Below are 16221 nucleotides of genomic sequence, written 5' to 3' on the forward strand. Positions count from 1 at the left end.
TTACGCCAGCTGCTCATACATGAGTTGCACTATTGCTGATGATATGAAAAAGTGAACGCCCTAGCAGAAGTGCTTGTATGTGAAGACACAGCGAAGGTACGGGGCGCGTTATTGAAGCCAGGCAAAAATACGCAGAAATTGAAAGGTATTATATATCCCTTACGGGAAATTGAAGCACAAGGAAAAGCCTCGAAGGACTATGAACACAAAGCGCTACAGCTTGCTCATAAACTCAAGCGCGATTACCAGCGCATTGTGAAAGACATTCAGAAGCAGGCCGAGGACGTGCTATTTTCGCCTGTCGATCCGCCAAGCGAACACGAACGCCGACTAAATAACATGCAGAAAAAATTGGAAAATGTCGTACTGTTTGTGGTTAGCGCTTAGCAGGCGCAGAACGCGTTGGGAAAATTAGCGGAGCAATCCGCTAAAAATCACTAATTAGGCGCATTATATTGCGCGTTTGAAAACCGTTCCTCTTGTGAGGGACGGTTTTTTCGTTTTATTGCCACGTTTCCTTACATTTCATATATCTATTTTTAATATATAATGATCTCGTTCATGCTGATGAACACTGCTTTTCCTGTTAAATATAACAAACTACCCCACGGGAGGTACATATGAAACCCATTTTAGTCTTTGTTGCCCTAACCGTCGCACTAACAGTGGCGCCGTGGTCCACGGTTGCTAGTGCAGCACCAACGGCCACTCCCGACAAAGCGACGGGAGAAATCATTGTAAAATTCAAACCACACACCTCCAAGAAAAAAATGGCCGCCATCCACGCCGAGATCCGTTCGGAGGTGGAAGAAACTTCTACTCTTGGCCACCAAGTGGTGAAGGTGAAACGCAGTTCGTTGGCTACGTTGTTACGGAAATACAAGCAACATCCCGATGTAGCCTATGCGGAGCCCAACTATGTCTACCGCGCCAGCGTCCTACCCTCCGCGCGGCATATCCGCTCATGGCAAACCCGGTTCTCTATCACGCCTAATGACCCTTACTTTTGGAACAAACAATGGGGCCCCAAGCGCGTGCAGGCTCACTTGGCTTGGCAAACGGCTCCGATTGGCAAAACCGTAAAAATTGCGGTTGTCGATACGGGCATCCAACCCAATCATCCTGATTTGCGGGGCAAGGTGCTAAGGGGCTGGGATTTTGTAGATGACGATAATACCCAACAGGATCTCAACGGGCATGGCACCCACTGCGCCGGCATCATCGCCGCGACATCCAACAACGGAATTGGAATCGCTGGCCTAGCTCCCAACGCCAAGTTGCTTCCCGTACGCGTGTTAGATGAGCAAGGCGAAGGAACTGCCGCCGACATCGCTGACGGAATCAAGTACGCCGCCGACCAGGGAGCTCAAGTGATCAATCTAAGCCTGGGCGGGCCGGAGAACAGCCTCACCATTAAAAATGCAATAGAATACGCTTGGAACAAAGGGGCGATCGTCGTGGTCGCCGCCGGCAATGAAAGCACCGATCAACCCAGCTATCCGGCTTATTACAGTCGGGCACTGGCTGTCGCCTCCACCGATTCTGACGATCAGCGCTCTTGGTTTTCCAATTATGGACATTGGGTGGATGTGGCCGCACCTGGAGGCAATATCTACTCAACCGTAACTGGAGGTGGGTACGCATACGACAGCGGCACCTCGATGGCCGCCCCCCACGTATCAGGTATTGCCGGGTTGTTAGCCGGCCAAGGCCGGACGAACGTCCAAATCCGTGCTGCGATTGAAAACACTGCCGATAAAGTGCCGGGCACAGGCACCGACTGGACACATGGGCGTGTCAACGCCTATCGCGCAATCTCTTATTAATATCCCGTACAGAGCAACCATGCCGACTGGTGCCACAAAAATGGCCAGTCGGCTTTTTCATTGTCCGCGCAGAAATCTTCCGTTTCATCGTCGCTGACAAAGGGTAACTGTTTTCAAACCGGAAAACCTCGCTCCTGGTTGCTTAATCATCGAAGCAAAGGAGGGTTTTATGTTTCGCAACTGTTTCATCTATTTTTTTCTGACGTGTTTCTGTTTCATTCCCATCGGCTGTTCCCCCGCCAAGCCTGCCGATCAATTGACGCTGGAAAAGGGGACCTTCTCCTTTGCGATGAGCGGCTTGTACAAACCGTTCAGTTACAGAGACTTTCAGCAAAACGGGAAAATCAGCGGGTTTGACGTGGAGATTGGCTATGCGTTGGCCAAAGAAATGGGTATGAAACCACGCCCCGTCACCACGCCTTGGGAAACCATCATCGCCGGGCTGGAGGCACGCAAATACGATGCGATTTTAGGTAGCATGGCGATCACAAAAAAGCGCGACCAAGCAGTGGACTTCACAGACCCTTACTACCGGTCGGGAGCGCAGGTCTTCGTGAAAAAAGGGAATCGCACCCTCACGTCGATCAAGGATCTGAAAAACAAGACCATCGGCGTAGTGAAAGCGAGTACCTTCAAAGATGTGGCATTGACTCACTCCCCATCGATTGTGGAATACACCAGCGACATTACGGCTTTGCAAGACTTGCCAACGGGACGCATCGATGCCGTCATCACCGATCAAGCGGTGGGGCTGTACGCTATGAAGCAAATGAAATTCCCTATTCAAACGGTTGGAGAACCTCTGACTTTAGACAACATGGCCATTGCCGTACATGCTGGAGACGAACGCTTGCGACAAAGGCTGAACCAAGCACTGGCTCAAATCATTGCAGATGGAACATATGAAAAAATCAGCCGCAAGTATTTTAATCGGAATATTTTGTCATCTAATGCCGGAAAGGAGGCCATTTCTAAACCATGACTTTGTTGGAGATTTTCCAAACCACCTTCATCGGCTTCAGCAAGGCTGCTTGGCAAACGGTATTGCTCACTTTTTGGTCGTTGCTGGTCGGAACGGCGATCGGCCTAGTGTTCGCTTTTTGCAAGATATCAAGCAACAAGTTATTAAACGGCCTCGCCCAATTGTACATCACCGTGATTCGCGGCACTCCCCTGATCGTCCAGATTTTTGCCATCTACTTCGGGCTGGCCGAGTTTATTGTCTTGGACTCTTTTACCGCAGGGGTCTTCGCGTTAGCCATCCACGCTGGCGCCTACATCGCTGAGATTTTTCGCGGCGCCATCCAAGCTGTTGACAGCGGCCAAATGGAAGCGGCCCGCTCTCTCGGCATGAGTTACTCGCTGGCCATGCGCCTCATCATTTTGCCCCAAGCTTTCCGACGATCCATTCCCCCCTTAGGCAATCAGTTTATCATCGGCTTGAAGGACTCCTCACTCGTTGCTTATATCGGCGGCACCGAACTATGGTCAGCCGGTCTGGGAGCTGCTGCCGACAATTTCAAGCAATTTGAGACGTACTTTATTAACGGCTTGTATTATTTGGCACTCATCCTGCTGTTCACTAGTCTGCTACGGCAACTAGAGCGGCGCCTTCAGGTGGAAGAAAGGGTGACACAAGGATGATTTCCATCAAAGGATTAGACAAATGAAAGGTCGCTAGAACCTCATCTATATGTCAATATGATTTTTCTGGAAAAACAAAACACAAAGTTTGGGAGCTCAAAGTGTAAATTAGTATTTTTAGAGAAAGGAATGGGTTACATGGTTAATTGGGTGGAACGAAGAGAAAAACTCTCTGTTGAAAATTTTGCCGAGGTAGAGAAGATTCTTGGTGTGCGTTTGCCGCAAGACTATATTGACTGGTTTCAACAATATAACGCTATCGAGAATAGAAATGCTCATATTCTTATTGATGATGAGCCTTATCATTTTGATGAGTTTTATGATTTAGATGAAATTCCGGAAGAAGTGGAAGCTTGGTTTGAAGACGATGAAGAACTCAAGGAAACTAATCTTCTTGTCCCGTTTGGATTTGATTCTGCATTAAATCCCTATTGTTTTTATTATGGTCAAAAAAAAGAACATCCTATTATCATCTGGTTTTCATCTGATGAAGCAGTATCAGAGCTTTTTAATGGAGCGGAATTAAATCTGGATTTGGTAAGACATGTCAGGCCTACATTTACGGAGTTTATCAATGATTTATATGTGAGAACAGACTACTAACTTTTATAGCGCCTATATGGCGCTCACGGAAAGACCCTATCCGCTTATTCCTTCATATTCCTTTGAAGAATCGATACAATGGGTTGGAAAGGAGTTTGAGCGGAATGATTTATATCTTGCCTCTGATTCTGGTTGCGGTGATCCTCATGACCCCGAGTTGGTGGGGGAAGTGCTTGCCGTCATGAAAAAGCTAGCCCAAGACGGCATGACGATGGTTGTGGTCACGCATGAAATGGGCTTCGCTCGCGAAGTGGCCGATAAAGTGGTTTATATGGACGAAGGGCGCATCATTGAAAAAGGCACACCAGAACAGATATTTGACGCGCCCCAAGAAGAACGAACCCGGCGCTTCGTAAGCCAGGTCTACAAATGAGAAAGCCTGTAAGCCATCTGCCGCACCAATGTATATGGGTTACAGACTTTTTCCCTTTTACTCGCACCAAGGAGAAATAACGAGAAGAATACGCCACATCTCGGATGAGGCCGCTTTCACAAATCGTCCGCACAATCGAACAATGGTGTTCAAATATAATTTGTAATCAATGTGATAGAATATCTCCATGTATCCAACAAAAATCACATCATCAGGAGAGAATCATCAATGGCAAGTTGGATGAAAAAATTTGGTTTGGCCTGTGCGGCCTTATTATTACTTATCCCGATCGGCGTGTCGATGGAATGGTATGTTATCTCGTTATTTTTGCCTTAATCATCCAATTATCTTCAATATAAAAATACAATCAATGATTCATTATTGAAAGAGCGGATGCTTCCCTGCTGGGAGGCAATCCGCTTTTTTTATGAGTGTACCCCACTCCTCTACCGCCAAAATGGCGCCATGTAAAATTCGGCTCCCTCTTATTTGACCTTTTTTGACCAATAGAGTATGATAAGGTTACACACCAATTTGCGAAAGAAAGAAAGGGGGAAGGGGGCTGTTCTGCTAAAACAGTCACCCACAACAAATGAACCTAGTCCCTATTGTAGTAGAGCAATCCAATCGTGGTGAACGTTCATATGATATTTACTCCCGCTTGCTCAAAGACCGGATCATCCTCCTCGGTAGCCCTGTGACCGATGAAGTGGCTAACCTGATTGTGGCTCAATTGCTGTTTTTGGCTGCCGAAGACCCGGAGAAAGATATTTCCCTGTACATCAATTCACCGGGTGGTTCCATTACAGCTGGGATGGCCATTTATGATACCATGCAACTCATCCAACCTGACGTTTCCACCATCTGCGTCGGTATGGCGGCTTCCATGGGCGCTTTCTTGTTAGCCGCCGGTGCCAAAGGCAAGCGGTTCGCACTGCCCAACAGCGAAGTGATGATCCATCAACCGCTCGGTGGAGCAGAAGGACAGGCTTCGGATATTGAAATTCGCGCCAAACGCATCATCCGCATGCGTGACAACCTCAACCGCCAACTGGCTGAATTCACAGGCCAACCATTGGAGAAAATCGAGCGTGACACAGACCGTGACAACTTCATGAGTGCGCAAGAAGCGCTCGAATATGGATTGGTTGACAAAATCTTGACTTCTACCAACCAACGGTAAAAAGTGCCTGTGGGGATTCTCCTCCCCCAGGCTTTTTTTCGTTTATGATAAAGTGGACACTAAAAATGAAAGGGAGATGCCTGATGCAAAACCGTCACGACCGCGCTTTGTTCTGGGTATGCATGGTGATTGCCGCCATTATGGGCTTGTCCTTCCTCAGCAAGCTTTTCCACTGATTGATCCAATCAGCCTAAAAAAGCACCTGATTCCCGAGAGAGATCAGGTGTTGATTTTCTTTGTCACGGGGTTTGTAGCCAATTTTCCGGAGCGATGACTTTCACATGGACAGGGGTAACCGGTGAACCCATGTTCACCTTGTGGTAAACCCGATTTGCCAATATTCGGTACTGTTCCGGACTCCATCCCTTGTCCGGCAAAACCATCAAGATCACTTTGCGTCCATCGTACTCCATGCGTACATCGCGAACGCCCGGGACGTTCATCGCGATTTGCTTGAATTTGCTTTCCTGGAAACTGACGTAGCTGTATGAATGGCTATCTTTATCAAGTCCAGTGCGCTCCGTCGGCTTTTCAAACCGTTGGCATCCTGTCAGCACCAGCACAACCATGCACAAAAAGATCCAAGCTTTCCTCATGTGCTCACCTCCAGCCTTAGTGTTTGACTTGGTGAGCCGTTTATGCAAAAAAAGCCGCAGCTTTGCGCCGCGACTTTCTACACCCGGTTGATTGGACCATAATCCTCTGGCAGTAGCATTTGTTCCGTTAGTACGAGCACCCAGATGAAAATGAATACGAACACCGCCGACAGCGCCGGTTGGCCGAGCAAAACGGCCCCACTCCCTCCGATCATGACCAACAACAGTCCGATCAATAGCACGGGCCATCGCAATTTGCGCCATACCAAGATCCCCGAGATGAGAAGCGGTACCAGAACCAATGCGCTTGCGCATGGAATTTGGGGTTGCACCGGCGCATAACGCAACAAGCCGCGTTCAACCACCGGCTCCATGTCAACCCACAAGATCTCCATAAAGATGCCCATCACCGTCACCACAAAGGTATATAAGTGATACAGCACCTGTACGAGCAGACTCTCAGTCCACTCCAGCCGCAAACGGCGCACAATATCTAACGCAACAAACACCAATGTTGGTGTGAGCAAGACATGGAACAAGGAACGAACCAAACTCAGGCCTTCCAACATATCACCTTCGCCAATCCAATTGCCGAGCGCCAAGATGGCGTTATCGTAGATCATCGCCAGTGTGATAAACATCAGCCAGTAGGTTCCCCAATAGGCCGACTCGCGAATAAAACGAAAACTCCAAATAAAAAGTGCAATATAGGCAACCGTAAGAATCGGATACAGAAAAACGTCCATAATTTCCTCCAATGGAACGTACATTCTTAAATTGTACTTTTTTCCTCTTCTGTTACTTCCATCTTATAAAAAAAGGCTCCCCCGTGACCGCACCAATTGTGACATGATTGATACGGTTTGGGCATAGGCGCGTCTGTCTTTATCGGCCCAATCGGAAGAAAAGAGCCAATCATCGGCTCTGAAGGCGTTATAGGCAAAGCAAAGCGGCCCATTGCTTCGTTGCTATCCACTTTGTGGACGTCGCAACAGGCCATTTCATTCACAGGCCGTCCCCACCGGCATGTGCGGACGACCTTTCAAGCATGGATGGCGTTCCCTTTGGAAGGCACGCTCGTGTTCACTCTGACTTGCCGACCATTTCCGCCAGCACTTTTACCGCTTCTTCCTCATCGGAACCGTCCGCGATGATCGTGATTTCCGTACCCCGGGACACCGCCAAGCTCATGATCCCCATAATGCTCTTCGCATTCACTTTCTTCGTACCTTTCACCACGAATACATCGGAGGCAAATTTGTTCGCTTCTTGCACAAACAGCGCCGCAGGGCGGGCGTGTAATCCCGTTTCCAATTGCACTACTACTTTTTTCTCTACCATCATACATTCCTCCTATGGTTGCTCATTCCGCCTCGCGCAATTTGTGAGCCAGCTCATCCAACTTGCGCAAACGGTGGTTGATCGCTGATTTGCTCACTTTCCCACTCGGAAGAAGCTGCCCCAATTCAGCCAAGTTCACATCGGGATACTTCAACCTCGTCTCCGCCACTTCCTTCAAACGGTCGGGCAAATGATCCAGTCCCAGTACCTCTTCAATCAGGCGGATATTCTCAATCTGGCGCATGGCCGCTTGAATCGTTTTGTTTAGATTGGCGGTCTCACAATTGACTATGCGATTGACTGAGTTCCGCATATCCTTCCAAATCCTTGCGTCTTCAAAACGCAAGAGTGACGGGTAGGCTCCAATAATATTAAGGAATTCCCCAATCTTTTCCCCTTCTTTGATATAAACGACAAAACCTTTTTTTCGTTCAATGGTTTTGGCGTGCAACTGGAAATCATTCATCAACTGGCATAATGCTTCACTATGATCATAATACGTGGACACAATCTCCAGATGGTATGAGGCGCTGTCCGGATTGTTTACCGATCCCGCCGCCAAAAAAGCACCTCGCAAATACGCCCGCTTGCAACACGGTTCCGTGAACAGGTCCGGTGAAATCCCCGTCACCCGTTCCCACGATCCTTGTTTGAAAATGCAGAGATCAGACAATATCTCGTCTGTACGGGTCGATAAGCGAATCAGATACACATTGTTCTTTTTGAGGCGCACTTTTTTGCGGACGAGCACTTCGGGCTGCAACTGATACAATTTTTTGATCAAAGAGAAGACATATCTCGCTGTCGATGGGTTCTCAGTGATGAGGTCAAGCACCAACGCTTTCTGCTTGACGTGCACAGAACCATTCATTCTGATTAAGGCTGACAGCTCGGCACGCTTACAGCAATCATCTGATTCCAGTTGAGTCAATTCCTTTTTTATGGTGGAAGTAAACGACATACAGCATCCCTTCTTTATCCGCTTTGCCGCTGAGCCATGCGTTCGCGAATCAAACGAAGGATATGAGCACTGATTCGGTCTGCATCATGACGCAAAACAGACTGGTATAAAAGTAGATTATCGGCGACGGCATGGCAACCCAATTTGTTGATCCGTTCGATATCGGGTATTACCATGCGCTGTTTCTTTTTGGCGTACTGCCGTTGAATCTTGAGTGGCGGCACCTCGTTGTTGATGATGGCAACATCAAACAAGCGCTCGCCGACATGATCATAAATTGCCCGCAAATGATCGCTGGCCATAAAGCCATCCGTTTCCCCTGGTTGGGTCATGACATTGCACACATACACCTTGCACGCTTGGGAAGCGCGGATCGCTTCGCTCACATCCTTTACCAAGAGGTTGGGCAATATGCTGGTGTAAAGGCTTCCCGGCCCTGCGATGATGCCATCCGCCTCTTCGATCGCCCGCAACACGCCGTCCGAAGGTTTGGGGTCCTGCGGATTTAAAAACACCCGGCGTATGCGTTTGCCCGTTTTGGGAATTTGCGACTCGCCTTTAACAATCGTTCCATCCGTCATCTCTGCCATCAGGACAACATCCTGCTCGCTAGCTGGCAATACTTGTCCTCGCACAGCCAACACGCGACTCATCGCATTGACCGCTTTGGTGAAATCACCAGTGATCTCGGTCATCGCTGCCAACATCAAATTCCCTAATGCGTGCCCTTTTAATCCTTCTCCATTTTCAAACCGGTATTGCAACACACTTTCCAACAGAGGTTCCGTCTGGGCCAGGGCGACGAGCACATTCCGAATGTCGCCGGGAGGGGGCATCTGCAAATCGTTGCGCAAACGCCCGGAACTCCCCCCATCATCAGCGACCGTCACCACGGCAGTGATATCGATGGGTAATTTCTTCAAACCTCGCAAGATGACAGAGAGGCCCGTTCCCCCTCCAATGCATACGACTTTGGGGCGGGTGAACGATTCCCCATTGAAATTCTGTTTGCTCGCCACGCTTATCCGCCTTTCTCGATGTCTCGATGGGCTACCCGGCAATGAACTTGCTCTTTAAATTTCCTGCAGAACGCTTCAGCCAATGCCACAGACCGGTGCTTCCCTCCCGTGCAACCGATCCCAACGACCAATTGTTGCTTGCCTTCGCGTTGGTACTGCGGAATCAAAAACTGAAACAAATCCTCCATTTTCTCCATGAATTGTTTAGTTTCAGCCCACTTCATGACGTATTCTGCTACAGCGGCGTCCTTGCCGGTTTGTGGACGCAATGCATCCACATAGTGGGGGTTGGGGAGAAAACGCACATCAAACACCAAATCGGCGTCGATCGGGATTCCATGCTTAAAACCGAACGACATAAAGGTGACCGCCATGTTGTTGGATTCCATGTGCAACAGGCGTCTCGCAATCTTTTCTTTTAATTCGGCCGGTTTGAGCCGGCTGGTGTCTATAATCTGATGCGCCCTGCCCTTCAGCTCTTCCAACAGCTTGCGCTCCTGGAGAATGCCTTCGAGTGGCGTGCCGTTGTGTGAGAGCGGATGGCGGCGCCTCGTCTCCTTATACCTGCGCACCAAAGTCTGGTCATCTGCATCCAAAAACAAAATCTGATGCTGAATGCCATGCCATTGTTCAAGTTGGTTCAACGCTTCAAACAAGGAGGAAAAGAATTCCCTCCCTCTTAAATCGATCACCAAGGCCACCCGGTTCAAATTCCCTTGGGACTGCTCCAACAACTCCGCAAACTTGGGTAATAAGACAGGCGGCAAATTGTCAACGCAGAAAAACCCATTATCCTCTAAACTTTGCATCGCGACGGATTTACCCGCCCCGGACATCCCGGTGATGACAATAAGCTTTCCTTCTTTGCTTTTATTCACAGCCATCACCTCTAATTCCATCTCAACTCGTTATCATCTATTATACCTTATTTTCGCTCGCGTGCTAAAAGTCCGGCGGCCCCAATGTAACCGGCCCGGTTCCCCAATTGAGCCAACACCACATCCACCCCTTGTCGGGCATTGGGTTGCGTCCGCTTAACATACGCTTCGCGAAGCGGCTGTAACAGCGCTTCTCCGGCATAGGATACCCCGCCTCCGATGATGAAGCGCGCCGGGTTTAACACCACGGACAAGGCTGACATCGCCTGCGCCAAAGCATCAATCGCTCGTTTTTTCACTTCCAGCGCCACCGTATCCCCGGCCGCCGCCGCCGCAAAAATCTCTTTGGTTCCGACTTTCTCCACATCCGCCAACACCGTGCTCCGTCCGGCTACAATCGCTTCATTGGCCATGCGTACCATCCCCGTGGCGGAAGAGAAGGTTTCCAAGCATCCCCGCATGCCGCAGTTGCACGGATGGCCTTCAGGGTCGATGGTCATGTGCCCCACTTCCCCTGCAAAGCCGTATCTGCCATGCAACAATTGGCCATCCAGAATAAGGCCGCCACCTACTCCGGTTCCCAAGGTAATGCACACCACATCATCCACGCCGGCACCGGCTCCACACCAAGCTTCACCCAGAGCGGCCACATTGGCGTCATTGTCAATTTTGACCGGAATTTGCCAGGCTTCTTCGAGCAACCGGCGAATCGGCACTTCTTCATGCCAACCAAGATTGGTCAGCTGTTTGACAACACCCGCCTTCACATCCAAAAATCCAGGCAGGCCAACACCCACTCCCGCTACATCAGCCCAGCGGAGTCCCGCTTCCTTAGCCAATTCGCGCGCATGGGAAACCATCCGGCCGATGACGCCGTCAACGCCCTCTTGCGCAAGCGTGGGTTTTTCCATTTCCAACACCGTGTTGCCGTGACTGTCCACCAGCCCCAGTTTCATGCTTGTCCCACCGAGGTCAATGCCAATCCATCGTTTCCCCATTGCTGACACCTCAATTGTTGTTCGAAAATAACCTATTTTAACATTGATTGCGTAATATCTCAACAAAAATTGAATCCGTTTACACCTTTAACGATAAGAATAACACAAAAATCGGGGAGCCGCACCCGCGGACTTCTCGACACAAAAAAAGCCGCTGACATCGCCCGGGTCAACGGCTTCAACGCAGTAATCCCTTTATATTCAAGGGGGCTTTTTGCTCTTTTAGCTTAATACTTGCATATGTGTTCTGTGTGTTTGTTTATTTAATGGTTGGTTAAAATGATTTTCCGTCGATATAGTCTTGCAAGAACGCCTCAATTTGTTCTTTCGTTTTGGCAAAGCGGCTCGGCAACCGCCCCACTTCTTTGCCGCCCTCAAACACGATGAAAGTCGGAATGCCTTTCACGCCGTATTCTTCAGCAACCTCGCGCGCTTCATCCACATCGATTTCGGAAAAAGTCATGTGGTCGGCAAATTTCTGTGCCAATTCGGGCATGTCCGGCGCAACCCGCTTGCAATCCACGCACCAGTCTGCACTAAACTCAACCACTTTCTTGCCTTCTGTGATAAAGTCAGCAAAGCTTTCTTGGTTTAACTTTTGCATCCCTTGTTCCTCCTTAATCAAAGCAACGTTGCGCCAATGGACCCAGCAACTTTACGTAACGGGACACGGATGAAAGCGAGACTTGATACTTCTCAGCCACTTCTTTCTGCGTAATCCGAACGCCCAAGTGCTTAGACACCAAGTACTCCAGCGCAGCAGCCCAACCTTCGGCTTTTCGCAACTGCCGCCACTGCCCTTCATGCTCATCCCGCACCAGCATCCACAATCGTTCCACAGCTTGTTTCATTTCGGCAGATGCATCGAACATGTGGGACAAGCAGCATGCTAAGATCTGCCGGCCCGCCTCTGCCCGCGGGGACTCGTCCCCTTTCAGCCGCAACAAAATCGCCTCTGCCAACTTCTTCAGCTCTGGCTCCAGGCCTTCTTGTCGTATGAACTGCTCCAACAATCGCGACACTTCTTCGTCAGCGATCCAACCAAGCAGATTCAGCACCTGACGCTTGGTTTCAAAGTCGCCACGACTCAAGGCCCAGAAAAAAGAAGAACGGATCAGCGGATTCCCTTTCCACTGTTCCAGCAACGCTTGATCAGAAGCTAAGTCTTGCAAGCGCAAGTACTGTTCCTCAAACGGCAGTTGATAATGATATTGGAGTTTGGGCAATGGCTCCTGATCAAGCAACTCTTGGGCATGGATAAGATGAAAAGCAGGCACATCCTCATCCGGGGCTATCTTAACCGCGCGGCGCCAGTAACTTAAAGCCCGCGTCGGGTTTCCGTTGTTCCAGGCAGCCACCGCGGCATAATGGTATAAGCTGACTGTCTGCACGTCATCATATTTCACCAAGCGCGCAAACAGCTCATAAGCCACGGCGTGTTCGCCCAAAATCCCCAGCGTGGTCGCCAGCTTGCAGGCGTGTTCTTGATTCAGGGGAATCAGCTTTTTCAACATGTCGATAATCAACGTACTGATTTCCGTCTCCCCCATATGGTGGGACAAGACTGCCAAATTACATAGGGCGTGCAGATTGTTGGGGTCCATCTCCAGCACTTCGTTGATGGCCGCCAAGGCCTGCTCCATCTCCCCGATATAATAATACGCCAGAGCCAAGTTGTTGCGAGCTGCCAAGAAATCTGGATACTCCTCTAACATATCCTCCATCATTTGAATCGCCTGCAAAAAACGCCCCTGTTCGAGATGTTGGCGGGCTTCTTCATGTTGTTGCACATAAATCGGCTGATGGGGTGGCAACGGCTCCCGAGGTGGACGCCCCAATTCCTGCGCCAACATCACCAACATTTCTTCCGCCTCCTCCGCAAATTCCCCATCGGGGTCATGCTGGAGGTATTCGAGCAAATAATCTTCGGCCAACTCCAAATCTCCCATGTTGGCCGCATTATTCGCCATATAAAACAGGCATTCATGCAGGTCAGGCGCAACCGTGTTAAGGACATGCTCCAACACTTCATTCGACTCTTCAAAGCGGCCCAACTCTGACAAAATCCCCGCCAAATTGCAGTGGTTAATCGGATTTTCCGGTTCTTTCTCCATCGCCAGACGGAAATACTTGACTGCACGATCGTACCGATGGCGATCCAGCGAACGCACCGCCCGCTCAAAAAAGAATCCGGCATCCATATTCAAACGAACAACTTTTTTATTTAAGCCAACGTGTGTTTTTTTCATATTTTCCCTCCAACCAGCACTTCTGTCAAAGCTGGTGGTCTGACGCCTGCGCCAGAGCATCGCTATTTGGCGCAAAACGGGTGCGCCGGGACAATCTCTTGGGTTCAGGAACATTATAACCCAAGTCGACGGCAAATACGACGGAAACGTTCATCCTTCGCCAAAGAACCCCGTTTAATCGGTGTTTGGCGTTACCTTTTGAACCACTTTTCGCCCACTGTCTCGACGTGATAAACCCAAGCCCTTTTTAGCGTCGGAAAACATGTCAGCGGCTCCAAAACCATCCCTCTTTTGCCTCGTTTGCCTCTTAGCGCCCATCAGGAAAGGTTTTTTCGCCGCTTCGATCGGTCAGCTTGATACATCAAACATCCTTTACTCATCTTTTACCACTTTTACCACATTGTCAGCGTTTTCAGGCTTGTATCCTTTAATTCGGCCTACCTGCTCCCACACTCTCATCCCCACATACTCCCCATCATCAAACCATTGCCCAAACAGGTTCAAGGTATACGGTGTGTAGAGAGAATCGCGGAAAATGACGCGTAAGTAAAAGCCGCTTTTGTCATGTAGTCCATAATCTTTGAGCATCATTACCAAATCAGTCAATGATATTTTACAAATGAGGAAATTTCCCGGCGGCAAGGATTGCGGAATATCACTTTCCATAAATGTCTGCGGCAAAGGCACGCGAATGGAACCATGATCATTCTCAAAAATGATCAGACTGTGCACATTCATGACGTAGATGGAGATCGGCTTCTGATTGACCGCCCGCACCACAAGGTACTCCTTCTCTTCTTCAATCAAGGTCCAAACTAATTCCAATGAAGGCCTAATCGCATCACGCGCTTCTCTGGTTTGTTGCAAAGCCACCCATACAGCCGCCACGGTGGCTATCGCTCCAGCCCATTGCCCGATTGCTCCCCACATTTCCCAATTGAGATACCACGGTTCCATCCCTAGCCCCCCTCACATCCCATCAATAAATTATAAAAAAAACATTATTCATAAAATTATTTTATCACATCTTTCATCCCACTTGGTCTTTTTGTCACATCCTGTTCACATCTATCGCCTTTTTCTTGGCCGATTCTGCGGTTGATTTCATAAAAAAAGCCACTCCTTGCAAAGAGTGGCAATTCATTCATAAACGATCCGCGCCGCCAGGCCTCATTTTCCGTGCCGTTCACGCAATTCCGCCAGAACATTGCCAAACGGCAAATCTTTTTCTCGCAACAAAACAAGCAAATGATACAGTAAGTCGGCGGCTTCATATCGCAACTCTGCCTGCCCTTCATTCTTGGCGGCAATGATCACCTCCGCCGCCTCCTCACCCACTTTTTTCAGAATTTTATCGATCCCTTTATCAAACAAATAAGTCGTATAAGAGCCTTCCGGACGTTCCTGCTGGCGCTCGGCGATCACGGTTTCCAACTGGGCGAGAATCGATTCGGGCTCCGGCTTGTCCGCTTCTCCTCCGAAACAACTGACGCTTCCCGTGTGGCAGGCCGGCCCGCGCGGTTCCACTTGAATCAACAGCGCATCTTGATCGCAATCTCTACTTACCGCGATCACTTTTTGCGTATGTCCGGAAGTGGCGCCTTTATGCCATAGCGCTTGCCGCGACCGGCTGAAGAACCATGTTTCCCCGGTCTCCAGCGTCTTCTCCAACGATTCCCTGTTCATATAAGCCAAGGTGAGCACCTGCTTGGTGCGTCCATCCTGCACGATCGCCGGAATCAATCCATCCGCGCCAAATTTCAACTCGCTCGGATCCACATTGACTAACACCGCACCTCCACCCCTTTCTCCACAAGCGCCTGTTTTACTTCGCCGATTGTGAGTTCCCGGAAGTGGAAAACGGAAGCAGCCAATGCCGCCGCTGCATCGGTTTTGACAAACACTTCCACGAAATGCGCGGTTTCCCCCGCTCCTCCGGATGCGATTACGGGAACGTTGACCGCTTGGCAAATTTGATCCAACAGGGGCACGTCAAACCCGTTTTTATGCCCATCCCGATCCATGCTGGTGAGCAGGATTTCCCCTGCCCCGCGGGCAACCGCTTCTTGAGCCCAATCCACCGCGCGCATATCGGTCTTCTGTCTCCCGCCGTGGGTGTATACCACCCAATCCCGCCACTCGTCATCATATTTGGCATCGATTGCCACGACGATGCACTGGTTTCCAAAGCGGGCTGCCCCTTCGGTGATCAAATCTGGGTTTAAGACAGCAGACGTATTGATAGACACCTTGTCCGCGCCAGCTCGCAACAGGGCTGTCATCTCTTCCACGCTACTGATCCCGCCCCCAACGGTGAAAGGGATCGTCAATTCCGCCGCCGCCCGTTCAACCACATGGAGCATCGTCTTGCGCCCTTCGACGGTGGCGGAGATATCGAGAAACACCAATTCATCAGCCTGTTCCCGATCATACTGCGCCGCCAACGCTACCGGATCCCCCGCATCCCGCAGATGATTGAAGGAAACCCCTTTGACCACACGGCCGTCTTTCACGTCCAAACATGGAATGATCCGTTTCGTCAGCATTTTC

General features: G+C 49.8%; 19 protein-coding genes and 1 pseudogene. 7 read left to right on the forward strand and 13 right to left on the reverse strand.

The genetic code is table 11. The features are described from left to right. The first annotated feature begins 111 nt into the window (after window positions 1-111). The 7 genes and pseudogenes from NYR52_RS15165 (at window position 112) to clpP (ending at window position 5629) form a co-directional block, all read left to right on the forward strand. Window positions 112-387, forward strand: coding sequence for a hypothetical protein (locus tag NYR52_RS15165; protein ID WP_259435970.1), 276 nt, complete (start codon window positions 112-114; stop codon window positions 385-387). Between the two features lie 233 nt (window positions 388-620). Further along, entirely contained in the window at window positions 621-1826 is a 1206-nt protein-coding gene (locus tag NYR52_RS15170; RefSeq protein ID WP_259435971.1) for a S8 family serine peptidase, read from the forward strand. A gap of 169 nt (window positions 1827-1995) precedes the next feature. Beyond that, the gene (locus NYR52_RS15175; RefSeq protein WP_375163162.1) at window positions 1996-2808 is read left to right on the forward strand and encodes an ABC transporter substrate-binding protein; all 813 of its coding nucleotides are present in this window, start codon (window positions 1996-1998) and stop codon (window positions 2806-2808) included. A gap of 2 nt (window positions 2809-2810) precedes the next feature. Further along, window positions 2811-3470 carry an amino acid ABC transporter permease gene (locus NYR52_RS15180; protein ID WP_259436775.1) on the forward strand — a complete coding sequence of 220 codons (660 nt, stop codon included), beginning with the start codon at window positions 2811-2813 and terminating at the stop codon, window positions 3468-3470. Between the two features lie 138 nt (window positions 3471-3608). Then, on the forward strand, window positions 3609-4073 hold the full coding sequence (locus NYR52_RS15185; protein WP_259435972.1) for an SMI1/KNR4 family protein: 465 nt from the start codon (window positions 3609-3611) through the stop codon (window positions 4071-4073). 148 nt (window positions 4074-4221) lie between these two features. Further along, a pseudogene (locus NYR52_RS15190) lies at window positions 4222-4446 on the forward strand (peptide ABC transporter ATP-binding protein); the annotation flags it as partial. Window positions 4447-5038: 592 nt separating this feature from the next. Continuing rightward, the gene (gene clpP / locus NYR52_RS15195) at window positions 5039-5629 is read left to right on the forward strand and encodes an ATP-dependent Clp endopeptidase proteolytic subunit ClpP (protein WP_102993510.1); all 591 of its coding nucleotides are present in this window, start codon (window positions 5039-5041) and stop codon (window positions 5627-5629) included. Window positions 5630-5868: 239 nt separating this feature from the next. On the opposite strand, the gene NYR52_RS15200 is transcribed toward clpP, so the two are convergent. The 13 genes from NYR52_RS15200 to hisF form a co-directional block, all read right to left on the reverse strand. Next, window positions 5869-6225: a hypothetical protein gene (locus NYR52_RS15200; RefSeq protein WP_259435973.1), complete on the reverse strand. Its 357-nt coding sequence runs from the start codon at window positions 6223-6225 to the stop codon at window positions 5869-5871. Between the two features lie 77 nt (window positions 6226-6302). Beyond that, complete coding sequence (locus NYR52_RS15205; protein ID WP_132221484.1) at window positions 6303-6971, reverse strand: hypothetical protein; 669 nt, start codon at window positions 6969-6971, stop codon at window positions 6303-6305. Between the two features lie 337 nt (window positions 6972-7308). Continuing rightward, the gene (locus NYR52_RS15210) at window positions 7309-7566 is read right to left on the reverse strand and encodes an HPr family phosphocarrier protein (protein ID WP_022737547.1); all 258 of its coding nucleotides are present in this window, start codon (window positions 7564-7566) and stop codon (window positions 7309-7311) included. Between the two features lie 22 nt (window positions 7567-7588). After that, window positions 7589-8527, reverse strand: coding sequence for a DNA-binding protein WhiA (gene whiA / locus NYR52_RS15215; RefSeq protein ID WP_132221486.1), 939 nt, complete (start codon window positions 8525-8527; stop codon window positions 7589-7591). Between the two features lie 14 nt (window positions 8528-8541). Next, entirely contained in the window at window positions 8542-9546 is a 1005-nt protein-coding gene (mgfK, locus tag NYR52_RS15220; RefSeq protein ID WP_022737545.1) for a gluconeogenesis morphogenetic factor MgfK, read from the reverse strand. Between the two features lie 2 nt (window positions 9547-9548). Continuing rightward, a complete protein-coding gene (gene rapZ / locus NYR52_RS15225; protein WP_132221490.1) occupies window positions 9549-10430 on the reverse strand; it encodes an RNase adapter RapZ in 882 nt (293 codons plus the stop codon). Between the two features lie 41 nt (window positions 10431-10471). Beyond that, window positions 10472-11422, reverse strand: a complete 951-nt coding sequence (locus tag NYR52_RS15230; protein ID WP_259435975.1) for an ROK family glucokinase — start codon at window positions 11420-11422, stop codon at window positions 10472-10474. Between the two features lie 274 nt (window positions 11423-11696). Next, window positions 11697-12026, reverse strand: coding sequence for a thioredoxin family protein (locus NYR52_RS15235; protein WP_259435976.1), 330 nt, complete (start codon window positions 12024-12026; stop codon window positions 11697-11699). A 13-nt stretch (window positions 12027-12039) separates the two neighbouring features. Then, entirely contained in the window at window positions 12040-13671 is a 1632-nt protein-coding gene (locus tag NYR52_RS15240; protein WP_259435977.1) for a tetratricopeptide repeat protein, read from the reverse strand. Window positions 13672-14043: 372 nt separating this feature from the next. Next, on the reverse strand, window positions 14044-14628 hold the full coding sequence (locus NYR52_RS15245; protein WP_259435978.1) for a hypothetical protein: 585 nt from the start codon (window positions 14626-14628) through the stop codon (window positions 14044-14046). A 56-nt stretch (window positions 14629-14684) separates the two neighbouring features. Next, window positions 14685-14861, reverse strand: coding sequence for a hypothetical protein (locus NYR52_RS15250; protein ID WP_158283299.1), 177 nt, complete (start codon window positions 14859-14861; stop codon window positions 14685-14687). Next, window positions 14842-15462 (reverse strand): bifunctional phosphoribosyl-AMP cyclohydrolase/phosphoribosyl-ATP diphosphatase HisIE, encoded by a 621-nt coding sequence (hisIE, locus tag NYR52_RS15255; RefSeq protein ID WP_259435979.1) that lies wholly within the window; start codon window positions 15460-15462, stop codon window positions 14842-14844. The genes NYR52_RS15250 and hisIE overlap by 20 nt, the downstream gene beginning before the upstream one ends. Then, window positions 15456-16217 carry an imidazole glycerol phosphate synthase subunit HisF gene (gene hisF / locus NYR52_RS15260; protein WP_132221500.1) on the reverse strand — a complete coding sequence of 254 codons (762 nt, stop codon included), beginning with the start codon at window positions 16215-16217 and terminating at the stop codon, window positions 15456-15458. Before hisF ends, hisIE begins: the two co-directional genes overlap by 7 nt. Between the last annotated feature and the right edge of the window lie 4 nt (window positions 16218-16221).

The sequence above is a fragment of the Laceyella sacchari genome (assembly GCF_024927925.1).
Classification (GTDB): Bacteria; Bacillota; Bacilli; order Thermoactinomycetales; family Thermoactinomycetaceae; genus Laceyella; species Laceyella sacchari.